Origin of the sequence: Pacificibacter sp. (assembly GCF_039769035.1) — a bacterium.
In the GTDB taxonomy this organism is placed as follows: Bacteria; Pseudomonadota; Alphaproteobacteria; order Rhodobacterales; family Rhodobacteraceae; genus Celeribacter.
On record NZ_JBDMZG010000215.1, the window covers coordinates 1 to 2,831 of the forward strand.

Below are 2,831 nucleotides of genomic sequence, written 5' to 3' on the forward strand. Positions count from 1 at the left end.
CATTTTCGTTCCCATAGGGCCGCGCATCTTGAATTGGATGGGCGGCCTGTTGCGATTTGGGGAGCGAATGGCTCTGGCAAAACCAATATTTTAGAAGCAGTGTCCTTGGTGTCACCGGGGCGGGGTCTGCGCCGCGCCGCGATGGAAGATATTGCGCGCAAACCCGAAAGCCTTGGGTGGAAAGTCCGCGCGGAACTGCAGTCGTTGCACCAAACCCATGAGATCGAAACGTGGTCGGAAAACGGGGCCTCGCGCACGGTGAAAATCGACGGGAAAACCGCCGCGCAAATCGCACTTGGCCGCATTGCGCGCGTGGTGTGGTTGATCCCCGCGATGGACCGTCTGTGGATTGAAGCACCCGAAGGGCGGCGCAGGTTCTTGGACCGCATGGTGATGTCTTTTGAGCCGCGTCATGCGGAGGCTGTTCTGGGCTACGAAAAGGCGATGCGTGAACGCAACCGACTGCTCAAGGACGCTGTGCGGGATGCGCATTGGTACACCGCGCTGGAAACGCAAATGGCCACGTTCGGCGCGTCGATCATGCGCAACCGTCTGACGGTTTTGCAGCGCCTGCAAGAAGCGCAAGAGGGGGCTGAAACCGCCTTTCCCGTTGCCAGCTTATGGCTGAAGGCCTCGGACCAATTTGAGCTGCCAGAACATGACACAGACCTGTTGGCTGCCTTTAGGGACAGCCGCGCGCGCGATATGGCCGCGGGGCGCACCTTAATAGGGCCGCACCGCGCGGATTTGGGCGCCATGTACACCGCCAAAGGTGTTGCGGCGGATCAATGTTCCACAGGCGAGCAAAAGGCCCTGTTGATTTCGCTTATTTTGGCTAACGGGCGCGCATTGGCGCAAGATTTTGGCGCAGCGCCGATCTTTTTGCTCGATGAGGTGGCAGCCCATCTTGACGCGGGGCGTCGGGCGGCGCTGTATGACGAAATCTGTGCCCTTGGGGCGCAGGCCTTTATGACCGGCACAGGGCCAGAACTGTTCGAAGAGCTTGGCGCACGGGCTGCCGCATTTGAGGTGTCTGAAACATCTGGCGTCTCCGCCCTTAAGGAAATTCGATGAGCATATCTTTGTTCGAGTTGGCCCTCTACACGGGCGCATTGTTTGTTCTTTTTCTCACGCCTGGCCCAGTTTGGGTCGCGATGCTGGCACGCGCCATGTCGGGCGGCTTTGCCTCGGCGTGGCCGCTTGCGATGGGTGTTGTTGTTGGCGACGTTCTGTGGCCGCTTTTGGCCATTCTGGGCGTTAGCTGGATCGTGTCGGAGTTCACTTACTTTCTGGAGGCGATGAAGTGGATCGCCGTGGTGATGTTTTTGGTCATGGGGGTGATGCTCATCCGCAAATCTGACACCGCGATCCAGTCCAACAGTCGTTTGACCGCACCGGGACGATGGGCCGGATTCATTGCGGGCGTGGCTGTGATTTTGGGCAATCCCAAGGCCATTTTGTTTTACATGGGGCTGTTGCCGGGGTTCTTTGATTTGTCGCAACTGACGGTGTGGGACATCGTTGCTGTTTGCGCGATTTCCGCGATCGTTCCGTTCACCGGCAATGTGATTTTGGCAGGTTTCGTCGGTAAAATGCGCGCGGTTTTGTCCTCGCCTGATGCGTTGAAGCGGATGAATATCACAGCGGGCGTGCTGCTTATATTGGTTGCGTGTGTGATCCCGTTTACCTAAGCGCGTTCCTTTGCTGTGACGCGATGATAATTGTGCCAATTGCGTGACAAGCCCCCCACTTTGCCGTATAAAAAGGCTAAGTAAAAACAAGGAAATCCGCATGTCCGACACTCCCGAGCAGTCCGAAGAGTATGGCGCCAATTCAATTAAAGTTCTCAAAGGGTTAGAGGCTGTTCGCAAGCGCCCTGGGATGTACATCGGTGACACTGATGACGGCTCCGGCCTGCACCATATGGTGTATGAGGTTGTGGATAACGGTATCGACGAAGCTTTGGCGGGTCATGCTGACTATGTGACGGTCAAAATTCACAAAGATTCTTCGATTTCTGTGCGCGACAACGGGCGCGGTATTCCGACAGATATGCACGAAGAAGAAGGCGTTTCCGCGGCAGAGGTTATCATGACCCAACTGCACGCTGGTGGTAAGTTCGACAGCAATTCTTACAAGGTGTCTGGCGGTCTGCACGGCGTGGGTGTTTCTGTTGTGAACGCGCTGTCTGATTGGTTGGAACTCAAAGTCTGGCGTCAAGGCAAAGCGCACAAGGCGCGGTTCGAGCGCGGCGAAACAGCTGAGCATCTGACCGTGACCGGTGACGCGAACGGCGAGACAGGCACAGAAGTGCGCTTTATGGCCTCCACCGACACGTTTTCGAACCTCAATTATGAATTTTCGATCTTGGAAAAGCGCCTGCGCGAATTGGCGTTTTTGAATTCTGGCGTGCGCATCATTCTCGAAGACGAACGCCCTGCCGAGCCTTTGAAAACAGAGCTGTTCTACGATGGCGGTGTTAAGGAATTTGTGAAGTACCTCGACCGCTCGAAAACGTCTTTGATGCCAGAGCCCATTTTTGTCTCAGGTGAAAAAGACGGCATCAGCGTTGAGGTCGCGATGTGGTGGAACGACAGCTACCACGAGAATGTTTTGCCCTTTACCAACAATATTCCGCAACGCGATGGCGGCACGCACTTGGCGGGCTTCCGTGGTGCGTTGACGCGGACAATGACGCGCTATGCTGCTGACAGCGGCATTGCGAAAAAGGAAAAAATCACCTTCACGGGCGATGATGCGCGCGAAGGGTTGACCTGTGTGTTGTCCGTCAAAGTGCCGGATCCGAAGTTTTCGTCACAAACCAAGGACAA

The 2,831-nt window shown here is 55.9% G+C and carries 3 protein-coding genes; all 3 read left to right on the top strand.

Annotation, left to right across the window (positions count from 1 at the left end; all coding sequences use genetic code 11):
- Positions 1 to 1,074, top strand: a 1,074-nt coding sequence (recF, locus tag ABF287_RS17005; protein ID WP_347186189.1) for a DNA replication/repair protein RecF, incomplete at its 5' end; no start/stop codon positions are given.
- Positions 1,071 to 1,691 (top strand): LysE family translocator, encoded by a 621-nt coding sequence (locus ABF287_RS17010; RefSeq protein ID WP_347186190.1) that lies wholly within the window; start codon positions 1,071 to 1,073, stop codon positions 1,689 to 1,691. The genes recF and ABF287_RS17010, both read left to right, overlap by 4 nt.
- A gap of 100 nt (positions 1,692 to 1,791) precedes the next feature.
- Positions 1,792 to 2,831: ATP-binding protein (locus tag ABF287_RS17015; protein WP_347186191.1), on the top strand; the 1,040-nt coding region annotated here is incomplete at its 3' end.